Source organism: Morganella sp. BCCO 40_0007, from assembly GCF_032989665.1.
GTDB classification, from domain to species: domain Bacteria; phylum Pseudomonadota; class Gammaproteobacteria; order Enterobacterales; family Enterobacteriaceae; genus Morganella; species Morganella sibonii.
This window is the reverse complement of the sequence record NZ_JAVBIN010000011.1, coordinates 148,213-169,049: the sequence shown is the minus strand read 5'-3', so window position 1 is coordinate 169,049 and position 20,837 is coordinate 148,213. Positions and strand designations below refer to the sequence as shown.

At 48.8% G+C, this 20,837-nt stretch carries 32 protein-coding genes and 2 pseudogenes; 3 read left to right on the top strand and 31 right to left on the bottom strand.

Annotation, left to right across the window (positions count from 1 at the left end):
• Window positions 1-9 precede the first annotated feature (9 nt).
• From R5268_RS14775 to R5268_RS14685, 19 genes are all read right to left on the bottom strand, one after another.
• Window positions 10-294 (bottom strand): DUF4035 domain-containing protein, encoded by a 285-nt coding sequence (locus R5268_RS14775; protein WP_046025031.1) that lies wholly within the window; start codon window positions 292-294, stop codon window positions 10-12.
• Between the two features lie 11 nt (window positions 295-305).
• Window positions 306-689 carry a phage tail assembly chaperone gene (locus R5268_RS14770; protein ID WP_036412064.1) on the bottom strand — a complete coding sequence of 128 codons (384 nt, stop codon included), beginning with the start codon at window positions 687-689 and terminating at the stop codon, window positions 306-308.
• Window positions 690-692: 3 nt separating this feature from the next.
• Entirely contained in the window at window positions 693-1,160 is a 468-nt protein-coding gene (locus tag R5268_RS14765) for a phage tail tube protein (protein WP_098935582.1), read from the bottom strand.
• A gap of 59 nt (window positions 1,161-1,219) precedes the next feature.
• Complete coding sequence (locus R5268_RS14760) at window positions 1,220-1,555, bottom strand: hypothetical protein (RefSeq protein ID WP_025154456.1); 336 nt, start codon at window positions 1,553-1,555, stop codon at window positions 1,220-1,222.
• Window positions 1,552-2,001 (bottom strand): HK97-gp10 family putative phage morphogenesis protein, encoded by a 450-nt coding sequence (locus R5268_RS14755; protein ID WP_218426305.1) that lies wholly within the window; start codon window positions 1,999-2,001, stop codon window positions 1,552-1,554. The genes R5268_RS14760 and R5268_RS14755 overlap by 4 nt, the downstream gene beginning before the upstream one ends.
• The gene (locus R5268_RS14750) at window positions 1,994-2,317 is read right to left on the bottom strand and encodes a phage head closure protein (protein ID WP_186749077.1); all 324 of its coding nucleotides are present in this window, start codon (window positions 2,315-2,317) and stop codon (window positions 1,994-1,996) included. The genes R5268_RS14755 and R5268_RS14750 overlap by 8 nt, the downstream gene beginning before the upstream one ends.
• A 10-nt stretch (window positions 2,318-2,327) precedes the next feature.
• Window positions 2,328-2,630 carry a head-tail connector protein gene (locus R5268_RS14745; RefSeq protein ID WP_004239763.1) on the bottom strand — a complete coding sequence of 101 codons (303 nt, stop codon included), beginning with the start codon at window positions 2,628-2,630 and terminating at the stop codon, window positions 2,328-2,330.
• A gap of 86 nt (window positions 2,631-2,716) precedes the next feature.
• Entirely contained in the window at window positions 2,717-3,934 is a 1,218-nt protein-coding gene (locus tag R5268_RS14740; protein WP_186749078.1) for a phage major capsid protein, read from the bottom strand.
• A 9-nt stretch (window positions 3,935-3,943) separates the two neighbouring features.
• On the bottom strand, window positions 3,944-4,552 hold the full coding sequence (locus R5268_RS14735) for an HK97 family phage prohead protease (protein WP_004239758.1): 609 nt from the start codon (window positions 4,550-4,552) through the stop codon (window positions 3,944-3,946).
• On the bottom strand, window positions 4,542-5,765 hold the full coding sequence (locus R5268_RS14730; protein WP_218426306.1) for a phage portal protein: 1,224 nt from the start codon (window positions 5,763-5,765) through the stop codon (window positions 4,542-4,544). The genes R5268_RS14735 and R5268_RS14730 overlap by 11 nt, the downstream gene beginning before the upstream one ends.
• Window positions 5,755-5,916: a hypothetical protein gene (locus R5268_RS14725; protein ID WP_218426307.1), complete on the bottom strand. Its 162-nt coding sequence runs from the start codon at window positions 5,914-5,916 to the stop codon at window positions 5,755-5,757. The genes R5268_RS14730 and R5268_RS14725 overlap by 11 nt, the downstream gene beginning before the upstream one ends.
• Window positions 5,913-7,643 (bottom strand): terminase large subunit, encoded by a 1,731-nt coding sequence (locus R5268_RS14720; protein WP_317419676.1) that lies wholly within the window; start codon window positions 7,641-7,643, stop codon window positions 5,913-5,915. Before R5268_RS14720 ends, R5268_RS14725 begins: the two co-directional genes overlap by 4 nt.
• Window positions 7,644-7,646: 3 nt before the next feature.
• Window positions 7,647-8,120: a phage terminase small subunit P27 family gene (locus tag R5268_RS14715; RefSeq protein WP_046025040.1), complete on the bottom strand. Its 474-nt coding sequence runs from the start codon at window positions 8,118-8,120 to the stop codon at window positions 7,647-7,649.
• 146 nt (window positions 8,121-8,266) lie between these two features.
• Window positions 8,267-8,620, bottom strand: coding sequence for an HNH endonuclease (locus R5268_RS14710; protein WP_107678681.1), 354 nt, complete (start codon window positions 8,618-8,620; stop codon window positions 8,267-8,269).
• 44 nt (window positions 8,621-8,664) lie between these two features.
• The gene (locus tag R5268_RS14705) at window positions 8,665-8,976 is read right to left on the bottom strand and encodes a hypothetical protein (protein WP_107678682.1); all 312 of its coding nucleotides are present in this window, start codon (window positions 8,974-8,976) and stop codon (window positions 8,665-8,667) included.
• 605 nt (window positions 8,977-9,581) lie between these two features.
• Complete coding sequence (locus R5268_RS14700; RefSeq protein WP_107678684.1) at window positions 9,582-9,959, bottom strand: hypothetical protein; 378 nt, start codon at window positions 9,957-9,959, stop codon at window positions 9,582-9,584.
• Window positions 9,956-10,114 carry a hypothetical protein gene (locus R5268_RS14695; RefSeq protein WP_181257571.1) on the bottom strand — a complete coding sequence of 53 codons (159 nt, stop codon included), beginning with the start codon at window positions 10,112-10,114 and terminating at the stop codon, window positions 9,956-9,958. Before R5268_RS14695 ends, R5268_RS14700 begins: the two co-directional genes overlap by 4 nt.
• Window positions 10,096-10,572 (bottom strand): lysozyme, encoded by a 477-nt coding sequence (locus R5268_RS14690; RefSeq protein ID WP_111759703.1) that lies wholly within the window; start codon window positions 10,570-10,572, stop codon window positions 10,096-10,098. The genes R5268_RS14695 and R5268_RS14690 overlap by 19 nt, the downstream gene beginning before the upstream one ends.
• On the bottom strand, window positions 10,565-10,756 hold the full coding sequence (locus tag R5268_RS14685; RefSeq protein WP_004240322.1) for a phage holin family protein: 192 nt from the start codon (window positions 10,754-10,756) through the stop codon (window positions 10,565-10,567). Before R5268_RS14685 ends, R5268_RS14690 begins: the two co-directional genes overlap by 8 nt.
• A 670-nt stretch (window positions 10,757-11,426) precedes the next feature.
• Here R5268_RS14685 and R5268_RS14680 point away from each other — a divergent pair.
• A complete protein-coding gene (locus R5268_RS14680; RefSeq protein ID WP_107678686.1) occupies window positions 11,427-11,744 on the top strand; it encodes a hypothetical protein in 318 nt (105 codons plus the stop codon).
• Here the strand turns inward: R5268_RS14680 and R5268_RS19485 are convergent.
• A pseudogene (locus R5268_RS19485) lies at window positions 11,696-12,475 on the bottom strand (site-specific DNA-methyltransferase); the annotation flags it as partial. The gene R5268_RS14680 and the pseudogene R5268_RS19485 overlap by 49 nt on opposite strands.
• A gap of 646 nt (window positions 12,476-13,121) precedes the next feature.
• Between R5268_RS19485 and R5268_RS14665 the strand changes: the two are divergent.
• On the top strand, window positions 13,122-13,703 hold the full coding sequence (locus R5268_RS14665) for a cytochrome b/b6 domain-containing protein (protein ID WP_046894999.1): 582 nt from the start codon (window positions 13,122-13,124) through the stop codon (window positions 13,701-13,703).
• 924 nt (window positions 13,704-14,627) lie between these two features.
• Here R5268_RS14665 and R5268_RS14660 read toward each other — a convergent pair.
• The 11 genes and pseudogenes from R5268_RS14660 to R5268_RS14610 form a co-directional block, all read right to left on the bottom strand.
• Window positions 14,628-14,774, bottom strand: a pseudogene (locus R5268_RS14660) (cold-shock protein); the annotation flags it as partial.
• Entirely contained in the window at window positions 14,758-14,970 is a 213-nt protein-coding gene (gene cspA, locus R5268_RS14655) for an RNA chaperone/antiterminator CspA (protein ID WP_046025049.1), read from the bottom strand. The pseudogene R5268_RS14660 and the gene cspA, both read right to left, overlap by 17 nt.
• Before the next feature lie 376 nt (window positions 14,971-15,346).
• Window positions 15,347-15,784, bottom strand: a complete 438-nt coding sequence (locus R5268_RS14650; protein WP_087769948.1) for an antiterminator Q family protein — start codon at window positions 15,782-15,784, stop codon at window positions 15,347-15,349.
• Window positions 15,785-15,814: 30 nt separating this feature from the next.
• Window positions 15,815-16,831: a DUF968 domain-containing protein gene (locus R5268_RS14645; protein WP_218426309.1), complete on the bottom strand. Its 1,017-nt coding sequence runs from the start codon at window positions 16,829-16,831 to the stop codon at window positions 15,815-15,817.
• Entirely contained in the window at window positions 16,831-17,622 is a 792-nt protein-coding gene (locus R5268_RS14640; RefSeq protein WP_109882464.1) for a KilA-N domain-containing protein, read from the bottom strand. The genes R5268_RS14645 and R5268_RS14640 overlap by 1 nt, the downstream gene beginning before the upstream one ends.
• Before the next feature lie 42 nt (window positions 17,623-17,664).
• Window positions 17,665-18,060, bottom strand: a complete 396-nt coding sequence (locus tag R5268_RS14635; RefSeq protein ID WP_218426310.1) for a hypothetical protein — start codon at window positions 18,058-18,060, stop codon at window positions 17,665-17,667.
• A complete protein-coding gene (locus R5268_RS14630) occupies window positions 18,060-18,944 on the bottom strand; it encodes a helix-turn-helix domain-containing protein (RefSeq protein ID WP_214188554.1) in 885 nt (294 codons plus the stop codon). Before R5268_RS14630 ends, R5268_RS14635 begins: the two co-directional genes overlap by 1 nt.
• Window positions 18,941-19,135 carry a DUF4222 domain-containing protein gene (locus R5268_RS14625; RefSeq protein ID WP_046025054.1) on the bottom strand — a complete coding sequence of 65 codons (195 nt, stop codon included), beginning with the start codon at window positions 19,133-19,135 and terminating at the stop codon, window positions 18,941-18,943. The genes R5268_RS14630 and R5268_RS14625 overlap by 4 nt, the downstream gene beginning before the upstream one ends.
• Window positions 19,128-19,328, bottom strand: a complete 201-nt coding sequence (locus R5268_RS14620) for a hypothetical protein (RefSeq protein ID WP_148042439.1) — start codon at window positions 19,326-19,328, stop codon at window positions 19,128-19,130. Before R5268_RS14620 ends, R5268_RS14625 begins: the two co-directional genes overlap by 8 nt.
• Before the next feature lie 63 nt (window positions 19,329-19,391).
• Window positions 19,392-19,856, bottom strand: coding sequence for a YmfL family putative regulatory protein (locus R5268_RS14615; RefSeq protein WP_317419677.1), 465 nt, complete (start codon window positions 19,854-19,856; stop codon window positions 19,392-19,394).
• Window positions 19,857-19,885: 29 nt separating this feature from the next.
• Window positions 19,886-20,086, bottom strand: coding sequence for a Cro/CI family transcriptional regulator (locus R5268_RS14610; protein WP_025154477.1), 201 nt, complete (start codon window positions 20,084-20,086; stop codon window positions 19,886-19,888).
• Window positions 20,087-20,181: 95 nt separating this feature from the next.
• Here R5268_RS14610 and R5268_RS14605 point away from each other — a divergent pair, with 95 nt between their 5' ends.
• Window positions 20,182-20,826: a LexA family protein gene (locus R5268_RS14605; protein ID WP_025154478.1), complete on the top strand. Its 645-nt coding sequence runs from the start codon at window positions 20,182-20,184 to the stop codon at window positions 20,824-20,826.
• The last annotated feature ends 11 nt before the right edge of the window (window positions 20,827-20,837 follow it).

Sequence of the window (20,837 nt, the reverse complement as noted above, 5' to 3'; positions counted from 1 at the left end):
TCAGTACAATCAGGTTTCAGATACCGATTTCAGAAAACCCTCCAGCCCGTCATCTGCCTCACCGTTACCCGTTTTTCCCCATTGCAGCATCGCATCATTCAGGCTGAGTTTGCCGCCCTGTGCGCCGTACAGCGATGAGACAATATGGGCCGTCTGTATGTCACTGCGGATGTCCCCGATCGGACTGAGGCGGTCAAAAGCCATCCACATGGTCAGCTCACCGGCGCTCATCGTTCTGGTCAGTTCATCCACTGTACGCCCCATCCGGAGCGCCAGTGTCATCAGAAAAAACATCCCGGGCTGTGCTACTTTTTTTCCGCTTCATCCGGCGTGGTCATCAGGTCAAGCGCCTGTTTCAGTAAACGGGCATGAACCGGCCCGTAAACAGCCATCACTTCTTCAGTGTCGTCATCACTGAACACCCGCTCTTTATCTTCATCCAGCAGCACATCAGAAAACATCACCACATCTGCACGCAGATTGCGCTGCGCCTGTTCTGCCTCTGACAATTTTTCATCACCGTCTGCGCCGGTATTCATCAGCTCACGCCATCTGAGCCAGGCTGCCGAAGACGGTTCCCGCAGAATAACGGTGACTCCGCTCCATTCAGGTACCTTCACCATCTTTGAACGGAAGGCGTTTTTTGGACTGAGTGCCAGTTCTTTTAATGACAGTTTCGGATTCGCCACGGCTTATTCCCTCTTTCCCGGCTCAGTTACCGCCCCATTTTTCAGCGGAACAGGCTTACCTTTCATGCGCAGCGTGAAAGACGCGGTGACCAGCCCGCTGGTTGCCGCACTCCAGCTGTTCTGACGGACTTCTGCCAGGAAGGCATAACCATTACCTGACGGAAATTCCACTTTGAACGCATGAATAGTATCTTTGTCATAGGCAGTACGCAGAACTTCCTGGCCTTCATCCGGTGACCAGTTACCGGAGATCGTGATTTCCCCCGGAGAGGCCAGCCCGTTGGTCATTTCCTGCTCCGTTGAGCACAGGGTTGTGACATCAATATCCGACTTCTGACCACCGGTATAACTGATCTCTTTGGCCGCACAGGCCAGCGGCAGAAATTCTGCGGATGCGGGGTTCACTTCTGTTGCAGGCAGCTTTGAAATACTGATTTTCGTGCCCTGCGTTTTTTCATATTTGCTCGGCATGATTATTTTCCTGTAAGCATAAAAAAAGCTGCCGCAGCAGCTTGTTGTTCAAGATTACGTTATTGCCAGACCTGACACTCCAGCGTGGCCCGGTAAAGCGAGGTATCCGCTTCATAGCCCTGCTTTTCTGTGAACTCCGCCGGTGAAAGCGGAGAAACAGCAGCAACAGACAGTTCACGGATCCGGCGGGCTTCATCGATGGTTTTTGCATACACATCAATCTGGATATTGGTCATTGTCTCAGCACGGCCGCACAGCACATCGCCGCCGGTATCATAAAGTGAAAAAACACACCACGGCGGCTGAATTTTGGGTTCATCCTGCGGAGCCACATACGGGAAAACCCTGCCCGGCAGCACCGGGGCAAGCAAAGAAAACAAATCAGATTCTTTCATCCGCTCAGCACCTTATCGATAGCCTGACTGAGTTTGCTCAGCGCCAGATCCGCGGCCTCATCCGCCTTACCGTCAAATGCCGGGCGTATAAAGGGTTGTGGTGCCATTTTTGATGTACCGTTTTCCAGAAAGCGCCAGTAAAACGCATTACGCGGATCGTCCGTTTTCAGTGTGTTATCACTGTTGGTTCCTGCGGCGTTGGTTCCCCGGATGTACACCCCCGAGACAACCTCACCTTTATAACGGCTCCGCTGACCGCCGGTAACGATATTACGCACTAACCTGCCGGTTCTGCGGGGTGCACTCTGCCGGACCTCATCCCGCAGCATATCCGCTGCGGCTTTCGCAGCCTCCCGCAGCACACGGGTATTTTCAGCCCGGCTGAGTGATTCCAGATCACGGGATAGTTCAGCAAAACCGGACAAATCCAGCCCCATATCAGCCATCTTTCACCCCCTGTTTACACAGCAGTTCCAGCCGGGTAAATTTCACATCCGGGATCACAGCCTGAATATCGTAGACCTGACCGCGATATACCATCCGGCATGCAGGATGAATATCCGGCCGGTACCGCATCCATACGCGGACCGTTATTTCTGACATTTCCGCTCCGGCGGTCAGCAGTTCCCGGCCATTGACGGGTCTGACTTCCGCCCAGGTTACGGCAACGGGCAGCCATTGGTTTTCACGCTGGCCGGACGGTAAGATAACCCGTTCAGCACGCTGAAATGTGACGCGATGCCTTAATCTTCCGGCCTGCACAGTGCGCTCCCTATAAATTGATGAACCTGTACGGTTCAAGCAGCAGAAAGAAGCCCGCCGGTATTGCCGCATTTTCCCGTGATTCATACAGGTAACCAACGCAGACCAGCAGGGCCAGTTCTATATCATCCGTAACCGGTAATCCGTCCGGATCTGATGCAGGAACCTCTGTGTCATAAAGATGACGGTTAATATAATTTTCAGCCCGCTTCACGGCCGCCCCCAGGTAAGTCAGAAGCAACTCATCCTCAAGGTCATTATCCTCATCAATACGGCACTGCATTCTCAGTTTTTCGAGTGTCGGTAACGGCATATTTCCCCCATGCCTGCGGCCGCTTCAGACCGCAGGCACAAAAAAACCGCAGTTAAGCGGCACACAGGATTGCAACGGTATGACTATCAGGCAGCTTTTGCCACCAGCGCCTTAATCGCTGAGGTATCTTCCAGACAACAGTCAAAGCGGTGAAACGCCAGAAACGCGGTCTGGTCAAATTCAGCATAACGCTCGACCAGACGTTTCAGCGTCATATAAGTGACACGGCGGACAATAAAACGGTCAAAATCACCACAGAAGATAAATTTTTTACCGGCTTCCATACTGTCAACCGCCTGATCAATCACATACGGCATACCCAGAATTGTCGCGGGAGCAACACCGGTGATTTCCGGCAGCCACAGCGGACGCTTGTTACCATCCTCCATTTCCGTGAGCACTTTCAGGGTGCTGTCATTAAAGGCCAGCCGGAACTTAGGGCTGTTGCGGTACGCCGGATCAATGGCGTGTTTCAGCGCGTTGATGTCTTTCCAGCTGAATGCGGCTGTTTTCGCGTTTACCGTGCCTGTCACGGAAACATCCAGGCCTTTCGGCTGCACCGGCGTACCGGCACCGGTACCTTTCACCAGGTATTTAGCCTCACCACGGCCGATACGCTGCGCGATACGGGCGGCAAGGTAGGATTCAATATTGATCCCGCTGTCCTGCAGCAACTCATTTGATACACGGATAATTTTGGAAGACAATTTTTTGGCACCGAGAATGGCGGTGCCGAATTCCACATCCTGTTCACTGGCAGCGGTGTTTTCCCCCAGCAGTTCACCTTCCTCCGCTGTGCCGTCCGATGTTGACCAGGTAATATCCTGGCCGTCCGCCGTCGGCAGAACATGAGAAACCGAGACAATCCCGCCGTAGGCTTTCATCTGCTCAACAACTTTGTTCAGCATCTTAACCGGGACGGTATAGCCCCCTTTCTCATCCGGGGATGTTCCCTGAGCCCGTAATTCCCTCACGGCCTGACGTTCTTCTGCTGTCAGCTCACCGAAACCATGGCGGAGAAAGCGGTCAAATGCCGCTGCGCGGCGCTCTGCGGCTTCACTTTCCGGATTACCGTTCTGTTTTCCGCGCTGTTCCGGCTCCTGATCATCCACAAAAGCCTGATCTGCCGCACGCAGTTCCTCTTCACGGGCAATTTGTTCATTCAGACGATCAAACTCTGTTTTGGCCTTATTCCACTCCGCACGCTGTTCTTCGGTCATAACACCGTCACCGACCTTTTCATGGATTGCACGCATTTCGGTGGCGATGGTATTACGTTTCTGTTTTAATTCATGAAGTTTCATAGAATTGCCTTATACATTCATTAAAGTGAGAAGACGCTCACGCGCCAGTTTTTCATTGACAGCTTTGGCTATACCGCCGCTGTCGCGTGCTTCTTTCCACGCCTCCATTGACCGCACGGTTGAATTTGCGGCCAGATAGGCCGGATAAGTCACCGGACTGACATCATAGAGACGGGAGATCCGGTGAATTTCACGGACAACCATGCCGTCATCATCCTGATACCAGTCATCGCCGTTCACCGCCACGCTGAACGCGAACGAACTCTGACTGACATCCCCACGTAACATCGGAGCAACCACAAGGTCCCGGATAGTTTGTGTATCCGGCACCGTAATATCGTAGGCCAGTCCCTGTTCGCTGATACTCAGCGATAACGTTCCAGAAGCAGACCGGCCGAGGATATAATTGCGGTCATGATTGAACAGCGCCCGCACATCATCATTCAACACATCGTCAAATGCGCCGGGTTTAATAATTTCGCGGAATCCCCACATCGGCTCGGACAGGGAGTTAAACACCGAAGCCAGACCGATAATGTGGGCCGGTTTATCCTCTTCCCCCGGAGCGGCCCGGATCTCACCGCTGTAGCTGCGGGTTTCTCTTTCATTACTGCTCATCTTTTTCACCACCTTCTGATTTACTGCCGTCCGGTTGTGCGGCATTAACGCTGACCAGCATCTCATCCAGTCCGTCAACCGGGTTCATATCCTCAAATGCCCGTGCCTCATTCCGGCTCATCCAGCCGTCAGTAATGGCATAATGATAGAATTCAGCCCGCTCTCTCGGGGTTCCGCGCAGTAATCCGGCCAGATTAAACCGGACATAAAATCCGGCGCAGCGCTCCTGCCGGGTGAACAACCGCCTGTTAAGCTCCTGTTCCCAGTTCACCACCCACGGCATGATCGTATGCCGGACAAACTGAATGGATTGTTCAGAAATGTTGGAGAATGTCGCCTTTTCCAGATCATTGATCATGTGTGCCGGTACGTTAAAAATCCCGGCAATCATGGAGCGGTTCAGCTTCAGCATATCGATCAACTGAGCATCCACCGGGGAAACGGTCAGGGCTTTGTAATCCAGGTCAGCAGGCAACAGCATGGTTTTGTTTTCCTGACTGCGCAGCGCTGCAGACGCTTTCTGCCACATATCTTTCAGTCTGAGCCACCCGTCTTTCTGTAACTCCCCTTTCACTGAGACGATACCGGCCGGACGGGCATTACCGCCGAAGAAAGAACTGGTGTATTTCTGACCGGACATCCCCATGCCGATGGTTTCCGCATGCTGCACTATCGGACTGAGCCCCATCCGCTGGTTATTACCCAGCGCCCGGATGTGGATCATGTCATCCGGACTGACAGCAAAATTCCCCTGTTCGTTATAAACACCGTAGGTATACCGGCCACCTGTGTTAAGCAGTGCGGTTTCCCACGGCATACAGGCTTCCAGACTGGTCACCTCACCGCGACTGTTACGGATCACCTGCGTGTAGCCGTTTCCCCAGCCGAGAATATGGCGCTCTTTGGTTTCCCGCCATTTATAACTGGTCTGCCATTCGTTCGGCTCATCGTGAACAAGGTGAAACACAGGATGATCGCGGGCAGTCTCAACCTTATCGCCGGTTCTGCGCATCACATGCAGCGGCATCTGTGCTATTGAGGAAGAAAGAACATAAATACAAGCATATACAGCAGCCAGTTTCATCGAGGTTTCCGGGCTGACATACACATCTGCTTTGAACAGACCATCTGCATCAACAGAATCTGCACTGATGGGTACCGCCGGATTCTCAATACTGGTCGGTGTATCGCGGAATAATGCATCAAGAAGCACGTTTCCCCCTCATGGCCACAGCCAGTGAATAGATAACCATTGCTGACCCGCCAATCACCAGAGAATCCGACAGACCGTATTTCAGGTAACAGCCTGCCAGCACCGCGCCGAAACCTGTCAGGGCGGTGAGATCAAGAAGTATGTTTTTCATAGGAATAGAATTTCTTCGTCAGGATCCAGAGAGGAAAGGAAGTCGCTGCTGTCCCCGCCGTTCACCATCTGGCGTGATTTGGCAGTAAACAGGGCAAACGGCCCGTCAATTTTGTTTTCCGGTGTCGATTTGTTCGGGAAAATGTTGTCATTTCTGTCCGGTTTTACCGTCACGTTAGACATCATCCAGGACATTACCGGGTTGTGGTCATGGTGAAATTTGCCGGAATATACATCGGCCTGAACGGTTTTCATCGATTCAGACAGGTTTTTCACCGTCTGCGCCACCTCCACCAGCGGAATACCTTCTTCCGCCAGGCGGCGGGAGAACTGAACGGCACTCCACGGGTCAAAACCGAGTTCACGTAAATCCTCACCTTCGCACCATGCCAGAATATCGGCTTTGATGATGTCGTGATCGACAACCTCACCGTCCGTCAGTTCAAGATAACCAGCAGCTCCCCATTTCCGGTACAGGTCAGCGATATGCTTCGGTGCAGTCACTACTCTGTCCTCCGGCAGCCAGAATTTGCACTTCATATGCAGTTGTCCGCGCGGATCCTCATACACTTTAACGGCTGCGGTCACATCGATTTTGTTTGACAGATCCACACCAACCCAGACCGGGTAATTTTTCAGCTCATCATCCGGCGCATTTTCAGGGCAGCTGTCCCACTTACCGGTATCCATCCAGGCGGATTCGGCATTCACCCACATATTGAGGTGCTTGGTCAGGAAATTAGGCCGGGCCGCAATCTGCTCTTTTGCCTTTTTCGCCAGGCGGCGCATATCGTCAAAACGCTTACAGACACCCAGCCCCGGATTAGCTTTTATCCAGATGCTTTCATCGAACGGGTCATCATCCTCATCCGGTGTGTAAATTGCCGCGAAAAAGGTGTCATCCTCCACCACGCCCCGCAGCACCTTGATGGCGTAATCCCGCAGTTCGTAGCAGATGCCCTCGCGGTTAAATCCCGCTGTGGTGATCGCAAACAGCAGGGATTGAAGACGGGCACCGGTCGCGGTTTCCAGCACATCCCACACATCACGGGTTTTGTGGGCATGAAGTTCGTCCACAATGCCGCAGTGAATATTCAGGCCGTCGAGGTTATTTGCGTCACTGGACAGCGGCTCAAACTTGGATGCAGACCGCTCCTGGTAAATCGCCAGCTTGTTAAATTCAAACAGGCGGCCGAGTGAGCTTTTGGCCTTTTTGACCATATTTTTTGCATCTTCAAACACAATACGGGCCTGGTCACGGGTGGTCGCAGCCGAGTAAACCTCGGCGCCACCCTCACCGTCAGCGCCGGTCATGTACAGGCCGATACCGGATGAGAGGGTGGATTTAGCGTTTTTACGCGCAACTTCGTTATAGGCCGTCCGGAAGCGACGAACCAGCACCGGCTCACCGTCATCATCGTACTGAACCGCCCCGGTGAGTTCATCAACCAGCGGGATCACAAAACCAAAAATATTAATCAGAATAAAGGTATGCCACGGCATCAGCTCAATCGGCTTACCTGCCAGCGCCCCTTTGACATGCGGGACGAACCGGTAAAAATCCAGAATATGCCGGGCGCGTTCCTCCATGAAATAAATACCGCGCTCAGGGCCGTATTCCAGATCATCAAGAAACCGCTGACACGCCAGGCATATCAGTTCGCCCGTAACTATTTCTCCGGCAACCACCTGCTCGGCGTACCGGATCCCGTCTGCTACGGTTGCCATTCATCATTTTCTTTGTTTCAGAAATGCCTCGAAAGGGTCTTCTTCGGCTGGTGTGTTACCGGATACCTTGGCCCGGGATGCCGGAGTGATACCAAACTCTGACATCATTTTGCAGATATTGTTAAATGCCCGGTCCCGCATAGCCACCTGCGGATGCGCCCGGATAATAATGTCACCCGTACTGGTCGTGGTCTGATAAGACTCCCCGACTTCAGCGATCACATCACGGTGATGGCGCCACTCGATGTATGCGCCGATCATTAATTCCAGTGCCATCCCGTCAAGTCTGGTAATTACGCCGATATCATTAAGTTCTTCGGCCATCCGCCTGAACCAGTATTTTTCCTGTTTAGAAAAATGCTTCGGAGTTGGGGGTACCCCTGACGGTGGTTTTGGTTCTTTTTTATTGATCGGGCGTTTTGATGGGTTACCCCTGACCAAACGCAGATGTGTCGGGGTTCTTGGTGGTCCTGACATAATAGATATCTCCTGTTAATACATGCTGGGGGAACCCCAAAAAAAGTTTTCTAACCTGCGGCGATGTGAAAAAAGGCAAGGCGGCGGTCCTCTGGCGGTGGAGCGGCAGAGATTTGACCTCCCCCTCCCCTGTGCATTGCAGCGGTTCAGCCGCGATTGCGTTCAGTTGCCGTCTTCCGGTAGTGACATGGCCAGCACAGACTTTGCAGGTTGCTTTCCGCATCGGTACCCCCATGTGCTTTCGGAGTGATGTGGTCGACTGTCTTTGCTTCAGTTGCCCGGCCTTCACGCAGACATTGCTGGCACAGATGTTTATCCCTGTTCAGCACCCCAGTACGCAGACGGTCCCACTTTGTACCGTACCCGCGTTCGTGTCGGCTCCTGCCCTGCTGGTGGTTCTCCCACCCTGTATTGCGGTGTTCTTCGCAGTATCCGCTGCGGTCTGTGGTTGTCTTTGCGCAGCCTCGCTTGCGACAGGCGCGTGGTATACGTGGTGGCATAGATTTCCCCAATAAAAAACCCGCCGGAGCGGGTTATGTATTTGTTACGGTCTTTGCCAGGTAGCTCTGTGTTTTTTGCATTCCCGCATTACGGTGCTGATACTTCTCCCCGGCGGAGATTCCATTGCTACAGTCTGCTGGAATGATCCTCTCTTTAGCGGATCAAGGTACTCAAATGTTAGCTCTCCGACTTTAGCCCACAGATAACACTCTATTCCGCCAACTACTGACTTAATTTCTGCTGATACGATCGCTATTGTTACATCGCCACCGTGCTCCCCCATGATTTCATATTTCAAAAAATCATTGTCGCCATTGTCTATGTATATAGTTTTAAGCACATTATGCAGAATCATACAATTCCTCACCGTTGTGGCATGTACCCCGATACTACATGATGGCGGCAGACTTGCATAAACCTCTATCAACGCCACTCGTAAGCGACGTATGCGGAGTTTTATAAAATACAGGCAATAAATAGACCGCAGGGCGGTCTATTGAAGTGTTGCTGTATAATTATGTGGTTAGTCAGCAGGATAAATAATTTGCATATGCATCCCTGATTTGCCGAAAACCTTAATACAGCGAGCCTCGAAATCCTTATAATCAAGTGTTGTTGATTAGTACGCGAAGCAGCCTGTATATTGAACATCGTAGTTAGAGTAAATATTCTTCTTCAATTGCCTTACCGCCCTGTTTTACAGGGCTTTTTTTTGATTTTTTAATCGAATTGAAATTACGGAAGTTCTGAGGGTATACTCAGTACGAAAATAACAATAACTACTTCTCTAATATTCCATATGCGCCCCTTTATTCTGGGGCTTTTTTTTGCCTCTCCGCTTCAATCTCCCGTATTGCCCGTTTATCGTGATTGCAGTTGGCAATGTATTTCATAGCATCAGCCAGCAGCTCTACGGCACCACCGAACGTCAGATCATCCGGTATATCTACCTGCTCACAATCAGCGGTCAGTTGCGGCGGAAGCGGCACCACCGGCGCGGGTATTAATTCCGGTCGCGTATCTGCGCAACTCACTGACAGCATCAGCGGGAACAGGAGCAGCAGCGCATTCACTGTCTTTGAAAACAGTTTTGATAACAGTCTTAACTTTGACATGCTCTGTGTCCTCGGCCCGTTTGGCTTTGATGTTGTCGAGTGCTGCGCGGTGTCTGATGGCAACGGCTGAAAGCGTAATGGTGTTTATCGCCTGCTGTGCTGATAACTGGCCTGAGAGTACTGTGTTACTCACTTTCAGCTGTTGGTTATCTCGGTAGGTGTCATATACCCACCAGGCGGCAGCAATAAACAGCGCGGCAATTACCGCTTCTTTCCGGTTCATAACGCTTCACACTTATAATGGATCACACCGCCCAGCGGGTTACCCGGCAGAGGCTTACAGTGATTCGGGAGTGAATACAGATAACAAACCGACAGCAGAGCAGTAGTCAGCAGGATGATAGCAATGATGATCAACGTTAAGGGGTTCCGTGGCATACCGCGTTCTCCGTATCCCGCCGGTTAATCAGTCCGTGCCACTGCTTGCCACCGGCAAATGTCCAGCGTTTCATTTCGTCACACGCACCGGCGATATCACCGGCATTGAGTTTGCGCAGCATAGTGGAGCGCGAGAACGCGCCGGGGCCGACGTTGTAGACAAATGAATAGATGGCCGCCCGGGTATTGTCATCAATCGGCACTTTGATCATAGGATCAACCGCGCGCCGGACTTTCGTCAGGTCGTCGTGCAACAGGGCCTTGCATTCAGCGTCCGTGTACAGCTTGCCGGGCTGAATATCACTGCCGGTATGGCCATAACATACGGTGAGCACTCCGGCCACATCACGATAAGGCGTATACTCAACACCTTCATATACGGGGATCAGCACCAGCGCACCGGCAATTGCCCCAGCAGTACAAGCAGCCATGACCTTTTTAACCAATCGCTTATTCATGATGTTCTCCGGCTTTCAACTGAAATTCCTTCCGTTTGTAATACCAGTTCACCAGGAACGTACCGACAGTACAGATGATCCCGGCAACAATAGCCCACTGGTCCAGAGATAAAACGCCAAAAGCAGAGGTTATAAGTCCCCAGGCGTATGCTGTAGGGCTGGAATATTTGTCAGACATGCGCATATCCACCCCCTGCGGAGTGTTCCGTATGTTGAGTGATAGGGGTAATGCCGCAACCGGGTTATATGTTTTAAACAGGTTAAAGTGAGGTGGCTGCGGCATTATTCGGAATCCCACCAGCGGCGGGAAAGCAATAAGAAGAGCACTGAGACCGAATACGGATTAGATAATGAGCCTGTCGTATTCCAATGCTCTTATTGTTGCGGACAATAAAAAAGGCCGCACATGGCGACCTTTGTAATACGTTTTTTTTAATTCACACAATAAATATCTGATAGATAAGTCGAGAAAAGACATGTTCACATGCTTAATCGTTTTTCAAACTTATCACGGATAAATACGTATTTTCAGGCTATAATGATAAGGTAACAAAAACCTGAATTTATATGAAAATAATATCGTTTATTATTTATGCCGGTTATTCCCAAACCGGCTTTTTTTTTGTCTGAAATGAGAGCCTGATTTAGCTCAGCCAGGCTGCTATGCGCTAACAGGGCCATCGCTACTAATATTCAGCTGGAACAACCGAACATGTGAACTATCCGGACATTCCGGAGAGTTGAAGCTTAACGCATCCTTATATACACCATGTGCAATGATATATATGTTTAGATTTCATTTACGTTTGTTTTGTATAATCCACAGACATTTTAAATTGAAACGGATTCAGCAAATGAAAAAATCAATCGTAATACCTATTGTCCTTGGTTTCCTTTTAAGTGGCTGCGCAGTTAAAAATGACAATACCAAATTTAATGGATTAGGCCTGACATATCAGTCCGATATTCAAAAAACAGACGATGGTCATTACCTGGCCTCCGTGGAGTCAGCTCCGGCCGCCGGTAGACAAAGTGGCGCAGAAGCTCAGGCAATTAAAAATGCAGCATCATATTGCGCCGCACAAAACAAGGCTGTAAAAGTGATAAAGACAGAAATCGATTCTCATTTAGTTGTGAACGGTGTAGCCCACGTTACTTTTGAATGCAAATAAGCGATATCTGTCAGTTCCCGCTTCGTCCGCTCAAACCGCTCCGCTTCCATTTCCACACCCAGAACGCGGCGGTTGTACTTCAGGGGTGCTTTCAGTGTCGCCCCTGATCCCATAAAGAAATCAGCGACCAGATCACCTTCCCGGCTGCTAGCTTTTATGATGTGCTCCATCATTGCGGCCGGTTTTTCACAGGGGTGCTTTCCGGGGTAATACTGAACCGGCGGAAATGTCCACACATCGGTATAAGTCACATCAACTGATACCATGAAGTAACGGCGCAACAACTGATACTGATCTGACAGTTCGTAATATTCACGCCGGAGGGTGCGCAGCTCACTGACCAGATCATCATGTTCACGGCATGAAGGGTTATTTCGCTGACACTCTGCGGCTTTCCTCTGAAAAAGTGCCTGTAATTTTCGGTAATCCACTTCATTCGGTAACTGTCACTGACTATACCCGAACCAATGTGACGACATCTGCTTGCCGGTTGCCTGGTCAATTTCTTTTGCCGTGATACCCAATGCATCACGCGCCTGCCGGAAATACTCAATCAGCGGGTTAAACACATTTTTCTTTAATTCATTCCGCCGCTGATGGTACTCACTGCCTCTTCCTTTTACCTGTCCCTGATAGTGCTCTGCAAACAGAACCCGCTCAGTAGACGGGGAAAAACAACGCAGGCTTTCTTTGTTTTGCTACCGCCATGGACCGGAAGGGTTTTGATATAGCTGAGTGAGTCGTCGTTAACCAAATTAACACTGTTTAAATTAACAGTGTTTTTCATAGATCAGGGTAATCTTTTTTGTTAAGCTCACTTTGCTTTGTGCAAACAAGTAGTGGGCCTTTGGTTTATCCGTGATCGCTATAACGAGTGAATGGCTGGGAAGGTGCTACCAACCCCCACCAGCCGCCCATTTCACAGTTTAAAGTCGTTTGAATCACTCACCGTTGCCGCAGTCTTTCAAAAGACCGGCAAGGCTGAACTGAGTAAGAAGAAGTCGGCAACGCGGCATGGGAAGCCCTGACAAGGCAGCCGCATCGCTGACAGAGAAAATTCCGCCTGGTAACACCTCCGCCGCTGTTGTCATATCACTCTGTTTTAAAATGACATTTTATAACTTCGGTCAGTTATTGTGCATAACTACACATGTAACTCTGACTAAAAGTAACAGCAAGTCTTATATTTATTTCATGTAATAAAAAAACCCGCGAGTGCGCGGTTTAGAATTTGCGTAGTGTGAATATGTATAGAAATCCCACTATCGGAATATAATAAGGCACTTTCGGACAACATGGAATTATGCACAACATTACCTCATTTATCTGGCAGGAATGATATATTACATATGTTTATTATTCGATTTTGGGGCATATATGAATCTGACAAGAGAAATATGGTATTTTTTCAGCCTGTATCAATCACGTAAAGTACGATTGTTGCATTGTGCAGTCCTGATTTTTGTTTTGGCGCAAATCATTATCAGTAATTGGATGAAAGGCACAAAATCCCCTGTTATACCTCCGCTGGATTGGACTTATTTTTTCACATGGGCTCATATCACTATTGGTTTTTGCTTATTTTTCATTACATTACTCTTAATTATTGTATGCCTCCATGAAAGGGGAATGCGGTATTTTTATCCCTATCTTTGGGGAGATATTGTCCCATTGAAAAATGATATAAAACAACTGATGAAGCTAAAGCTACCAGACAGCGCTCCAAGGGGGTTGGCCGCCGTAGTTCAGGGATTGGGACTCGGGGCATTATCGATAGTCATCATATCAGGAATAATATGGTTTTTTTTATGGTTACAGCATTCACCATCAGCATTAGAGGCGAGAAACATCCATAAATCATTAACCGTGCTAATAGAAATATATATCTATGGACATGGTGGATTTGGACTTATCCATTTTTTTCTATGGTACAAAAAATCAAAAAATAATCATCAGTAATCCCTCTGAAACCAAACGGGCAGTTTGTCAAAAAAACTGTCCGTAATAAACAGCCAGTTAAATGTCATAATGTTACATATCAAAACAACAATTTTACTCAATATGGTACTTGCCAACCAAATCATCATAAAACGGCTTCCAATTACTTCGCCAAGTCCACTTATATTTGGTATCAGATGTTTTATCGCCTGATAATCCACCGACAACGACTCTCATTTCTCCCCATGACCTGAGCATTTCTGACAGCTCTTAAATACCAGTGCCCTCTAATTCATTCGGTTCGCCATAATAACTACCCCCCTTTGCAGCGGCACGCGCCGACAGGTCAGCCCTTTTCCACCGCAGTGCTGGTGCTGACAGACTACCCCCACTAACGGGTGTAATCCTTAAATGCCATTGTGATCGGAATTTTAATATATTGAGTACTACGAACCAAAACTCAATAGCATGGTAATCAGGTGTTCGGAATAACCAAACATGTAAACTATCTGTAAATTCCTGAGAGTTGAATCTGTGAGTTATCGTTACAAATTAGAGATATAAAAAAGCCCCACCGAAGTGAGGCTCATAATTCTTCAGTCAACACCGTAAGAAAATCACTTAAACCCATTCACCATTGCAAAAACAACTAAAAGCAGCAGTACGACAATAAAAAGGTTTTTAGTAAACATAAGAGCATAACTGAAAATAGTTTTTCTATTCACAGGTATTTCCTTAGGAAAATATTCCAGTTGGATACCACATTTATTTTAAGTAATAACCCGCACTTGCAAGATTTACTATTAATAGCAATGAGGTAAGGCGATCCTGGTATTATAGCTCTTTCTCAAAAAACAGACTGCCTATTGTACCAGATAACAAAAAACCCCGACATTGCGAGGTTTAAAATAATTGACTATTTAATGCTTAGTTGGTTTCTGCTTTCATCACACTTTTGCAAAAAATACATCTTGCTCCATGCGGGTTACTTAATGAAATATCAAATTGTGATGTTCGGTATTGTGAACCGCTACAGCATGGGCATTTAAAATAGAAAGCAATGATTATATTGTCTTTAAAGCGCCACCACATTACCAGCGGCAGGACCTTTCATTCCGTTTTCCATGGTAAATGATACCTCCTGACCTTCGATTAAGGATTTGAAGTTATCACTCTGAATTGCAGAGAAATGAACAAAAACATCCTTACTACCATCTTTAGGAGTAATGAAGCCAAAACCTTTATCATCGTTAAACCATTTTACTGAACCAGTCATTGTATTAGACATAGAATTTCCTTTAATTTTTTTGATTGCCATAAGGCATATGCGGTTTGTTTTTTATTTTTACTTATGGGAATTAATTAGAAGGAATTCGCAATGAAGTGGTATCGAGGATAACGCTAAATGGTGAACGACTTTAAACTGACTAGCATAAATAGGCCTGTACTTCCAAACCAGTGAGATCATTAAGCCACAGATGTTCACATATAGCAAATTATATTATTTTATCCCTCAGATGTTACGTATCACTACACGTAAATCACGACTGATTTTAACCAATTATCTTATCTGTTTATCAACATAAAAAAACCCCGTAAAAACGGGGGTTTCAGTTCATAATCAATAAGACACAGAAATAACTCTGATCACAATAGCGTCTTTTTTACGATCGTAAAGTATTAATTTTTAAATCATGTAATTTGTTCATAAATGTCCGCATACCTCCACGATGTGATGTACCGTCCATTTCCAGTTTTATATCTCCCATTATGAGCATTCCTTCCACCAGCCCTTCTGCCTTCTGGAGTTTTTTCCCTATGTGAGTGTCTGAGCACCCGTATTTCTTGGCCAACTGAATAAACGTCTTACCGAAAACATAGTAATCAAAAAGCAGATCATGCATATCGCTGTTGCGGATGTTCAGTTTTGCCATAATGCCGGATATCACCAGTGCATCATTATCAGTACATTGCTGACGACTCTTAACCTTTACGGGGATAAGCCCTTTAAACCCGGCGGCAATTGATGACCAGGTTACAGATTCCGGGTTATCCGCAACCCATGCCCCCCAGCGTTCTAATATCATCTGAATATTGCTCATCGTTTATCTCTCCGCACTCCGTACAGCGCATTAACCAAAAACACCGATCCCGTATGACCGGTTCATAAACTTAAATAACAACTCCAGCTGGCTGCCGTGTTTCCGCTCCCAGGCGTTCACATCCCGGTGTAACTCGTCATGGTGAATACGGCACAGCGGGATGGTAAAAATGTCGTGTGCCTTTGTACCGGTACCGCCGGTGCCGTGCCCGATGATGTGATGCGGGTCATCTGCCTGCTGACCACATACGCAACACGGCTGACTCTTCACCCATTGCAGGTACTTCGGACACTCCCAGCGCTTTAACTTCGGGATCCGCATAAAACTTGCTGGTGGTTCCGGCTCTATATCAGGAACAATGACAGGTTTTATCTGCTCAACGATGTCCTGAACAATCCGGCTGTGTGAGCGCGTCCGGTGAACGATGGAATGCTCCGTCATGGTGCCGGTTATCTCTTCTTCCGGTGACTGCATCAGAATGTAAGAACAGATGAAGGCCGGAAGATGCTCACTGACACGATGCATCACAGACCAGGTGAACAAATCGGAAGGATTCAGAAGATGATCGCCGGGCAACCGTAAATCGATAAATATGCTCTGCGCCACAAATGCCCGCTGGTTGCGTAACAGAATTTTGTCCGCCTGCTGCTGGCAGTACTCTCCCTTCCTGAGAATATTGTCATGATGCCAGCACGTCCGGATAAAACCGTCTTTGTGGCGGGTCATGGTCAGTTCATGGTGATGATACGGATCTGCTTCGTCGTCAATCTGGCAATGATTTACTGATGAAACGTAATGACGAAATCCCTGTAAACCACCGGCAGCTTTTACCACGGCGGGATTGTCCAGGAAACGCAGTACCCGCTCATCTGTCAGCAGCGGCTGTGCATCTGCAGGAACGCGGCCGGACGGAATGCCATCCATTGAACGGGGAGCCGCACTCACAACATAACGGGCACCGTTCCGGAAGTTGCAAATCTCAGCACCGGGATTAAACATCAGGATCCGGGTATCTTTCTGAACAAAGCCGGTTAACAGGTAATTCATCAGGCCACCGCCGGAGTCATCATCAGTGCCAGCAGTTCCGCTGATTTGCTCTCAAAGAAATGCGGCTGCGTTTCCCTCGGGTTCGCCGGAGATGTGATATTTTTGCCGTACAGAAGCCCCTTTGATGTAACAGACCAGAACAGTTTTTGTGTTCCCTTCGAACCCGGACGGGCTTTCTGTTCGACAATCCCCAGTTCAGCAAGACGTTTGTATGCTCTGGTCGCAGACAATGCGGCATTGTGATTTTTCAGCAGCGTAGTCAGAGAGGTTGTCGGTCTGCTGGAGCCATCTACCGCACCCGCCGGTGCATCAATCGCATAGGAGGGAGCCAGATCCGGAAGACCAGCCATTTTTTGCAGTTTCTGATACCCGCCCAGTTTTGAGGAATTCGACAGATTCAGCGTTTTCGCCATAGACTCCAGCAGGATAGCGCCTGCCTGTACCTTATCGGCCAGCTGTACCGCCTGCTGTGTTCCGGCCACCGCATCGAACGTGCGGATAACCTTCAGGTTGAACAGCGGGCTTATCCACATGGCATAGGCATAAACAACCTCACGGGCAACATATGTCCCCTGCTCCGTACCGCCGCGAATGGTGTTTACAGAGGCGATGCTCATATCTGAGCATCGGTCGATTTCTGAACACAATGCCTGTGTTGATTCCATCCGCATAAAGTTAGATGGCTTATGGCGCTCTTCACCCCCGGCGGCACGGTGTAAATCATTCAGGCAATAGCGACCGGCCATGTCCCGGCGCACATTAATACCGTCAACAATAATCAGATTGCTCATCGTTTATCTCTCCGCTCATTAAGCGCAGCCGTATACTGCGCCTCACATCGCCAGACCGTTTTTTCTTCTCAGTTCCCGCTGCTTTGCCGTGAAGGCCGTAAACAACCGGTTATAGACGGATACAAATTCCCGTTCGGTGAGAGTGGCCCGGTTCTCTTCCGGTACCGGGTCCGTACAGCGGACCTTTTTTACTCCCCGCCGACAGGCTGCCACCAGTTCCTCATATTCACGGACTTTCTCCTGTGCATCCGGCAATACCCGGAAAGCCATCCGGTCATTCCCCCGCCACCGGGTCGGCGTGACCGCTTCAATCTTCGCTAAAACCCTGACAGCTGACTGGCTGATACTGCGTGATACGCCGTATTTCTCCATGATGTACCCGGAGGTGATTTCAGTTCCGGCCGGTTCCTCTGCCGCAATTCGGGTGTAAAGCATCATCACGCAGCCTCCCGTTCTTTTGCGGCCTGCTCTGTGGCCTGTTTCCAGTACCCGCGAAATGCTGCTCGTCCGGCAATTTCATTCATCCGCCCAATGTAGGATTTGTGTTTTGCGACCAGCTCCTGTACGCGGTTTTCTGGCTTCCAGTCGGAGGATGAGAACATTTTTCTGAAGACTTCATCGCACTCGGTGGTGTCGATGTTCTTTGAGTCCGCAGAGCGTTTAAATCCGGCGGCCGTATTCAGCCAGTATCTGAAACCGGAGTTCCAGCAGACATACTGCGTACCCTTGCTGGCGTGGTAATCGCTGAACTTCTGAAACTCGTCCTGAATGTCCAGACCGGCGGCTTTGGCCTGCTCAATGTGTTCTGGTGTCGGTGCAAAGTTTTCCGGCATTACGGTTTTGCTTTTGGCTTTCCCGCGAACAGGATTAATATTTTTATTATCTGGATCTATGACTGGATCATGACTGATTCCGGGTGCAGCTCCTGCACCACTACCGGAACCATTTGCACCACCCGGTGCATCTGCTGCACCAGTCCGGGAACCATTTGCACCACTCACCCCCGCAGGATTTGCACCACAGGGTGCAGGAGATTCACCACTCACAGCGGTAGCATTCAGGCACAGATGATAAATATTTGACTGGTTCAGACCGTTGGCCGATTTTCGTGACTCAACACGAACCAGCCCCATTTTCACCAGGGCATTGATGTGGTTCTGCACTGAGCGTTCCGATATTTCACACTGCTCAGCAATGTACGGCACAGACGGCCATGATTCCCCCTGGTCGTTGGCATTGTCCGCCAGTTTGACCAGTACCAGTTTTCGCAGCGGGTTGCCTGTTTTTATCTGCAAAGCCCGTGCAGTTAAAATCATGCTCATGGTTTCACCTCATCCGGACAGCGTGTATACCGTTCCTGAAAGATTTTCAGCGGTTCAAAGCACGGGTGCTCATAACCGTCACGCATGAAAATCACCCGGCTGTTCTCCCGGTCGTACCGGATAACGTGAACTTTCCGTCCCCGCTTATCGGTGTAATACCGGTTCAGATTGTCAGCTGTTTCTTCAGGCATCCTGACCTCCGCTGCGGTAATAAAACTGTGACCAGCTGGCCTCCACCTTTTGCCGGTCTACCACTTCCGGTTTTTTCCGGTAGTTGTCGGCTGTGCCGCCACCCGGTATGCTTTCCACATAACGAAGTGGTTCACTGCCGGTAACAATGCATTTGAATTGCCTTTCCGGTATTGAATGAGTTAATCTGCTCATGCGTTTATCTCTTCACACAATTGATATGGCGCGATCGAAGCCGGGAGCCGTATACTCCCGGCTTCACCCTTTCTGAGTCCGGGTAAATAAAATAATCGTGGATTCAACCTCATCTGTTCTGGCCTGCATGTCTCTGTAGTGTGCAGTCCGTATTGCATCCGCTTCTCCTGTGGTTATTTCTCCGTCCTCAATAGCCTTACTGATACACAGGTCCACAGCCCCGCGCATAACGGATGCCCTGACGCTCTTTTCGTATAAGTCAGTACGGCCAATTTCACTTTTTTTCGGACTGTCCACCAGCAGCATTCCGGACTCCGCCGCGACGTATTCGGCATACAGCACAGTTCCGGAGACTTCCTGCATCACCATGAGGTCATGATGATCAAAGAACCGGCAGCCGTTTTTCTCATAAAACCGGTTATTGAATGACGTCAGGGACAAGCCAAGGGAACCGGCCATTGCATCACGTCTGCCGGGGACCAGACTGCACATCTCTCTTACAACTTCTTTCAGGGATTGGTTTTTCATTGCCTACTCACTTTCAGATTGGGTTGTAGTTAACCGTGCTTTTCCGTGCTGCTATGCTGATAAAGTGCAGGGTTGTACTTGAGCTTTCCTTTTGTAATCTTCTCTATTTCATACGCCCTGCCTTTCGGAATCACATCATCCCATCCGGATACAGAGGGGTGCTTTATTCCAAGGGCATCCGCTGTTTTGCAGATACCGCCAAAGTAGTTAATGACATCCGCTTTTTTCATATGAAGTTCCTGATAAGTCAGTTACACACAAAATGTAAGATATCCTACATAACAATGTCAAGATTCCTACATTTCATTTTGGTAGGATTGCCTACATGGAAATAAATGAAAGAATACGGCTAAAACGCCGCGAACTTGGAATGACTCAGCAAGCACTGGCAGATAAGACCGGTGTAAATCGCGTGACTGTTACTGGGTGGGAAAAAGGTGACTACCAACCAAACGGAGTGAACCTGCAACAACTTGCAGAAGCATTAGAAACTAATGCCAAATGGCTCACTGATGGTGTGACAGATGAACAAACAAATGTCAGCTTTTCAAAATTCAACAACCCTCGTGGTGAATACCCTTTAATTTCATGGGTTAGTGCAGGTAATTGGTGTGAGGCTCTGGAACCGTATCACCGGAAAGTAATTGATAAATGGTACGAGACGACCGTGTATTGCTCTGAAGAATCTTTCTGGCTTGAAGTAAAGGGAGACTCTATGACTTCTCCATCAGGCCTGAGTATCCCCGAAGGAATGGTGATTCTGGTCGATCCGAGGGTTGAACCGGTATCAGGGAAACTCGTCGTGGCAAAAATCGACTCTGACAATGAGGCTACATTTAAGCAGTACATTGTTGATGCCGGTAATCACTATCTTAAGCCACTAAACCCGCAATACCGAATGATAGAAATAAATGGAAATTGCCGGATCATCGGTGTTGTTGTTGATGCAAAGATTGCCCGCCTGCCATAACCCGAAAAAAT